General features: G+C 46.2%; 8 protein-coding genes. 2 read left to right on the forward strand and 6 right to left on the reverse strand.

Going from position 1 to position 6,770, the window contains the following annotated elements; genetic code table 11:
* Window positions 1-550 (forward strand): chromate transporter (locus JF818_RS08050; protein WP_198891506.1); only part of this gene is annotated, 550 nt, incomplete at its 5' end.
* A 9-nt stretch (window positions 551-559) separates the two neighbouring features.
* Here JF818_RS08050 and JF818_RS08055 read toward each other — a convergent pair.
* From JF818_RS08055 to JF818_RS08065, 3 genes are all read right to left on the reverse strand, one after another.
* Window positions 560-1,729, reverse strand: coding sequence for an iron-containing alcohol dehydrogenase (locus JF818_RS08055; RefSeq protein ID WP_198891507.1), 1,170 nt, complete (start codon window positions 1,727-1,729; stop codon window positions 560-562).
* Window positions 1,730-1,883: 154 nt separating this feature from the next.
* On the reverse strand, window positions 1,884-2,168 hold the full coding sequence (locus JF818_RS08060) for a cupin domain-containing protein (protein WP_198891508.1): 285 nt from the start codon (window positions 2,166-2,168) through the stop codon (window positions 1,884-1,886).
* Window positions 2,169-2,257: 89 nt separating this feature from the next.
* A complete protein-coding gene (locus JF818_RS08065; RefSeq protein ID WP_198891509.1) occupies window positions 2,258-3,052 on the reverse strand; it encodes a sugar phosphate isomerase/epimerase in 795 nt (264 codons plus the stop codon).
* A gap of 164 nt (window positions 3,053-3,216) precedes the next feature.
* Here JF818_RS08065 and JF818_RS08070 point away from each other — a divergent pair, with 164 nt between their 5' ends.
* Window positions 3,217-4,101 carry a DUF89 domain-containing protein gene (locus JF818_RS08070; RefSeq protein ID WP_198891510.1) on the forward strand — a complete coding sequence of 295 codons (885 nt, stop codon included), beginning with the start codon at window positions 3,217-3,219 and terminating at the stop codon, window positions 4,099-4,101.
* Window positions 4,102-4,195: 94 nt separating this feature from the next.
* Here JF818_RS08070 and JF818_RS08075 read toward each other — a convergent pair whose 3' ends face one another.
* The 3 genes from JF818_RS08075 to JF818_RS08085 all read right to left on the reverse strand — a co-directional run.
* Window positions 4,196-5,011 (reverse strand): carbohydrate ABC transporter permease, encoded by an 816-nt coding sequence (locus JF818_RS08075; protein ID WP_198891511.1) that lies wholly within the window; start codon window positions 5,009-5,011, stop codon window positions 4,196-4,198.
* 10 nt (window positions 5,012-5,021) lie between these two features.
* Complete coding sequence (locus tag JF818_RS08080) at window positions 5,022-5,900, reverse strand: carbohydrate ABC transporter permease (protein WP_198891512.1); 879 nt, start codon at window positions 5,898-5,900, stop codon at window positions 5,022-5,024.
* 68 nt (window positions 5,901-5,968) lie between these two features.
* A partial coding sequence (locus tag JF818_RS08085; protein ID WP_198891513.1) for an extracellular solute-binding protein occupies window positions 5,969-6,770 on the reverse strand: 802 nt, incomplete at its 5' end.

The following is a 6,770-nucleotide window of genomic DNA, read 5'->3' on the forward strand; positions in this document are numbered from 1 at the left end:
CTCTACCCTAACCCATCACCTGCTTATCACGCTGTTTGAGGCATTCTACCGTTACGGTTACCTGGTATTTGGAGGAGGACAGGTGGTAGTCCCCGTCATGATTGCAGAATTGGTGGAGACAAAGGGGTATATGAGCAATGAGGAGTTTCTTACTGGATACGGCCTTGTACAAGGATTACCCGGCCCCATGTTCAGCTTCAGCGCCTATGCAGGAGGCATGGCAGCCCGTGGACATGGCACTCTGTTCCAGATTGCAGCTGCCTTACTCTCAGCAATTGGAATTTTCCTTCCGGGAACACTACTCATATTCTTTGTCTATCCTGTATGGGAGAAGTTGAAAGGGATCAAGGCAGTAAGGTTATCCCTGAGAGGAGTCAATGCAGTGGCAGGGGGGCTCATTACCACCGCTGCAATTCTGTTGTTGCAGAAAAGCGGCTTGAACATCGAGAATTTCCTAGTACTCCTCTTCACGGTGCTCTTGTTGCTTACACGGAAAATACCCGCCCCCTTGATAGTACTTGCGGTACTGGGAGCGGGAATACTACTGTAAAAAGATTGTTTACTTAAATGATTGCTGGTAAATCTTGAGACAATCCTCATCACTGAGTATCATAGGGTCAACCTCGAACAGACCACCCATGTTCTCTCTGGCGTTCTTCACCATCGAAGGAATCTCTTCTTCCCTCATGCCGTAGTCACTCATCTTGAGTTCTGCTACCCCGCAATCCTTCTGGAGATCTTCCAAGGCTCTCACAAAATCCATTGCCTCAGTCGCATCTTCCTTGCCAAGAGCCTTAGCCATGGCGACCATTCGCTCATCTGCAATATGGTTCTCGGCAATATGGGTGTAGTAGGCCTTGCTTATCATGATCAGTCCTGCACCATGGGCAAGCTCAGGATGGAAGGCACTCATGGCATGCTCCAGTGAGTGTTCACTGATACATCCACTGGTCCATTCAACTAATCCTGCCAAGGTATTTGCAAGTGCTACGTCCTCACGTGCTGCAATGTTCTTGCCGTCCGCTACAGCTGTTCGTAGGCTTTTACCGATTAGCCGGATAGCTTCCAGGCTATAGAGGTCACTGAATGTGTTTGCTGTCTTGTTGAGATACCCTTCTGTGCTGTGAAAGAGTGCATCGAAACCTTGGAATGCTGTGAGCTGGGGAGGTACACTAATCATCAGTGTTGGGTCGACAATACTGAGCGTCGGGAAGGTATCCTCAGTTCCCATACCGATCTTCTCATTGGTCTCTTCCTTGGTTATGACCAACCAAGGGTCTACCTCTGTACCGGTTCCTGCTGTAGTGGTAATAGCAACAATGGGCAGTGGTTTCTTACTCATGGGCTGGCCCTTCCCAGAGCCTCCGCTGATATAGTCCCAAAGATCTCCATCATTGGTTGCCATGATGGCAATCGCTTTCGCTGAGTCAATGACCGATCCACCACCAAGACCGATTACAAAGTCACAGCCTTTCTCCTTGGCAAGTGCAGAACCTTCTTCTACATGCCGCTTCACTGGGTTAGGAAGGATCTTATCAAAGACTTCATAAGAGACTCCAGCTTGCTTTAATTGATCTTCAACCTGGCCAAGATAGCCGTATTTACGGGTCGATGTACCGCTGGAAATAACGATTAACGCCTTCTTGCCGGGAAGTGACTGCTCGTGGAGCGTCGAAAGTGTATTCTGTCCGAAAACAAGTTTCGTTGGAAGAAAATAAGTCATGTTCATGAAAAAAAACCTCCTTGGTTAATATACATAACATACAACTATTCTTTGCTCTGGGCAAATAAAGACCTCTGCTGAAAATAAGAGCACACTGGAAGCAGAAAGCAATAAATGTGTACGAGAGTTCCACCAATCTTTGGGTATCTGTTAAGGAATTCTATAGAAAATCTTCCCGTGCAGGAGTAAAACAATCTATTACCACACCATCTTCCAAGCAGGTGACTCCATGCTCCACATTCGAGGCAAAGGCCAAGGAATCACCAGGGCCTGCTTCTTCAGATTCTCCTTTACTTGTAAACGAGAAACGCCCTACCTTGATATAGCTGATTTGCTGATGAGGGTGATTATGGACTGGTACTACCGCACCTAAGGCAAAGGTTACTTCTACCAGCATCAGATCGGGAGTATGGGAGAGAACCCTTCTGGATACACCAGGGGCCATGGTAATTTCAGTGGTATCATCATTAATTCAATTTGTTCATATCTACTCCTGCAAACAGCCTACTCAATTTCAGGAAGGAAGGAAAGCTCCTAACTAAGCAACCTCCTGATCTGCTTTCCCTCAAATGGTGCTATCTTTATGGCCTCAGGAGCATGTACGAGTGGACCTTCATAGTGCATGAGGTCGAGTCTCTCCTTGATAAGAGCCCAAGGCAACGCTCCACTGCCAACCGCTTGCCCATTGTTCTCCCTGATATGGATGCAGTGCAGATAATACCCAGCTTGCTCGAAAGCAGCGAGCATGTTTGACTCCTCAATATTCATATGGAAGGTATCAAGATCAATGCCACAGCCTGGATGATTGACTGCTCGAACAAATTGGAGCGCGTCAGAAGCAGTGTTTAGAAAATAGTGTTCATAGCGATTTACCGGGCGGATATTCAACAAGACATCCTCATTTTCAGCGATATTTGCCAAAGACCGCAGACTTCCTACACTCTGCTCGAATAATCGATCCTTTTGGTTTTCCATGTGGAGTAATGGAGGAGTAGATGTATAGAAGGTCCCATTCAGACTTCCTCCTCCCATCTGCCCAATGTTCCTGATGATTTTTTCAACCGTTGAGAATCCTCTCTTTCTCACCTCTTCATCCAGCGATGAAAGATCGTAGAGAGGTCCAAGGGTAAGTGAATAAGAGAGATCCAACTGGAAGTTTCTTGCCTCCAACGATATGCGCTTGAGCCCAAGAGGAGACAGAGAGAGCAAGCGCTCTCCGTTGATTTCGAGCAGATTGTATTCATATTCCCTCGCTCTGGAAAACAGGGCAACAACATCATCGTTCCCATATTCCTTGAACCGAGTTTCGTGAACACCAATCCTTCTCATATAGGAAACCCTCTACTACAGTATAGCAGAGGGTAAAGGAGGAGACCAGAGAAACGCACAACACTACAGCAAGCATATGACTCAATAGGTAAATCAAGTATTCAATGATACATATGTTGAACATCAACTACTAAGATATTCTGAAATATGGTATATTCGCTCCCATGAATACCACACTCGAATGCATACCCTGTTTCTTCAATCAGGTACTCGCATCAGGGAAACTTTTAGGCCTTTCTCCTGAATCAATCAAGCAAATCATGGACGAAGTCGGTAATGAACTTAAGCATTTCCCATTGGACATGACTCCTCCTGCGATGGCCTACCATATACAACGACTGTTTGTAGAAAAATCAGGAGAGGAAGATCCCTATCGTTCTGTGAAAATAATGAGTAATACACAGGCACTAGCGGTGATAGATGATCTGAGGAAAATCGTAAGAGACTCGCAAAACCCACTGAAGACAGCGGTAAAACTGGCTTGTGCAGGAAATATCATCGATTATGGGGCTTTCCCCAATGGCATTGACGTACAAGGAGAGATTACAAGGATTCTCGAACAGTCACAGGATGCAGAGGGAGAGGAAACAACTTCCTTGTTTGATTTCGACACCTTCAAACAATCTCTACATTCGGCAAAACGGTTGATGTATATTGGGGATAATGCTGGAGAAATCGTCTTTGACAAAGTACTGTTGGAAACGATTGCAAAAGCATTCCCACAACTTGAACTGTATTACGTCACCAGAGGACAACCGATTCTCAATGATGTATTGGTCAAGGATGCCTTGGACTGTGGTCTCGATTCTGTGGCTACCATTGTTTCCAGCGGGAGCAAAACACCTGGGTTGATCCTGAGCGAAGCTGACCCTGCGTTCCTCAAATTGTATGACGGTGCAGATCTAATCATCAGTAAGGGACAAGGAAACTATGAAGCACTCTCTCAAGCCGAAGGGCCGATATTTTTTCTCTTCATCATCAAGTGTGAGGTGATCAGTAAGCATATTGGCGGTACGAAAATGGAATTGGTTCTGAAAAGCAATAACTGAGTAAACAATTCCAAATATTCTCAGCTTGTCTCATCAGCTATATACAAAACTTCCTTGCTGAAATTTTAATCCGGCAAGGAGGTTATTCTTACTATCACCCTTTCACAGCTCCCATCGTAAGTCCTTTTACAACATACTTCTGGAAGAACATCGTAAGGATAATTGCCGGGGCCATAATGGTAACAGCTGCTGCCATGACTGCACCCCAGTCAACTTCTACATAACTGAGGAAGTTATATACTGCGATGGGGAGCGTTCTCGTTTTCTGCTGGCTCAACACCTGGCTGAACATGAAGTTGTTCCAACTGAAGATAAAACTCAACGTTGTGGCGGTAACCACCCCAGGACCAGAGAGAGGCAACAAAATCTTGAGGAACGCACTCTGTTGTGTCAGTCCGTCCACCATAGCAGCCTCTTCAAGTTCACGAGGTACAGAATCAAAATAGGGAGCCATTACCCACACCACTAAAGGAAGTGCAATAAGCATATGGCTGAGAATCAAGGCTACATAGCTGTCCATCAAGTGAAGCCTTGAAAAAACAATGTACCAAGGCATAAGGAATGAGATACCGGGCATCAAGCGTGCTATCAGGATGAAGACAGAAAGTTTCTTCTGCTTATAGCGAGCAATTGAGTAGGCCGCGGGGAGCCCAAGAATAAGTGAGAAGAATACACTCACCACCGATACAATGATTGAGTTTTTCATGTAGTGCAGAAAATCCTGTTCGATGAACACCCGCTCATAGTTTTGCATCACCGGGGTAAAGATGAACTTTGGGGGCCAACTGATGATATCAACCTGCGTCTTGAACGAACTCATCAGCATCCAGATGAAGGGGAATAAAATTGGTACGATGATCAAAAACAGCATGATACCAAAAAGAATTGAATGAACTATTTTTCGCTGCATGCCTCGCCTCCTACAACTCGAAAATTCTGCGTACGCGCATCACCATCAAGCTGAAGAGCATGACGATAGCAAACAGGAAGACCAACATAACAGCACTCTGTCCCATCCTGAAGTATTCAAAGCTGTATTTAAAAGCCAAGACATTCAGGTTCTCTGAAGCATACCCCGGCCCCCCTCCAGTCATCGAGTAGATGATATCGTAGGTTTTTAGTGCATCAATCGCCCGAAGGATTACCGCAGTAAGGATGGTCGGCATCAACATGGGAAGCGTTATCTGAAACAGGACCTGCCTTCCATTCGCCCCATCAACCATGGCCGATTCGTACGGCTCAGTGGACAAGCCAGCAAGACCCGCTAGTACGATGATGGTTATCATAGGAGTCCACTGCCAGATATCTACCATGATCAAGGAAGGCATAACAGTCCTTGCATCACTGACCCAACCACTCTGTGGGAGCTTCAACACACTGAGCACATAGTTCAGAATACCAATTGTCGGGTCATAGAACAGGTTCCAAACAATACCGATAGCGACCGGAGTTGCAACCAAGGGCAACAGCAACAAGGTTTTCACCATTCCCTTACCCTTGAACTTCCGGTTGAGAATTAGGGCTAGGACAGTCCCAAGAACCATTTCTACAATTACAGCACCAAACGTAAAATAGAAAGTCCTTCCCAGAGACTCAAGAAACCTAGGTTCCTTGAGCACCTTGAAATAACTCTCCAGTCCCACAACAGAGAGGGGTCTCCCACTGGTCAATGACCAATCAGTAAAACTGAGAAAGAATGTATACACCACCGGAAATACCATAAGTATCACTACAAACAGTACGGCAGGAAGTGGGAAAATATAGCGCAGATTTTTTTCTAAGAAACCTTGTTTGACCATGGGAAAACTCCTTGCAATACGATAGGCCGACCGAGAGTATCGGTCGGCCAATTCCTTTTACTACTTACTTAGAGTCCGTACTCACCATCGGCCTTCAGGAGCTCATCTACAGCATCTGCCTTCTCACTGGCAAGTGCACTGAGCTTACTTGAAGTACCCTTGGTATTGATGGATTCGATGATAACTTCACCGATCAGGTCACGCGCCTGTCCAACAGAACTCATGAACGGTCGGTCAAACGGGAACCCGTTCTTTGCAGCATGTGCCTGTGTCTCAACCAAACCAGGATTCATAACTGCCCTAACATCAGCATCTGCCCAAGCAGAATCTCGTGCCATGGTGATGTTCGTGAACATACCTTCCTTGGCAAGTTCCTTGCTTGTAGCCCAGTCGAGGAACTTCTGCGCAGCATCCTTGTTCTTGGAAGCGGAGGACATTGCCATGCCCCATGAAACTACGATGAACGGGGAATCATCCTTTGGACCTCTTGGAAGCTGTGCTACCCCGATATCCTCAGCAGGAATCTCTGTCTTTGCGGGATCAACAATCTGTCCATAGAAGACACTTGCATCAGTCCACATTGCGACCTTTCCAGCCTGGAACACAGGCATGACATTCTCCCAAGACATGCTGGTAACGCCCTGTGGTCCATAATTGCCAAGCAATTTGCCATAATATCGGATTGCTTCAATTGCCTCTGGGCTATCAAAGACAGCCTTTCCATCTTCAAGATATCTACCACCATAGTTATAGATATAGCTGGAAATCTGAGTTACTGCAGCTGCGCCCTTACCTCTTGAGGCAAAACCAGCTACACCGTCCTTATTGAGGACTCTTGCGGCATTCTCAAGCTCTGCAAAGGTAGTAGGT

The sequence above is a fragment of the Sphaerochaeta sp. S2 genome, assembly GCF_016406725.1.
Taxonomy (GTDB): Bacteria; Spirochaetota; Spirochaetia; order Sphaerochaetales; family Sphaerochaetaceae; genus Sphaerochaeta.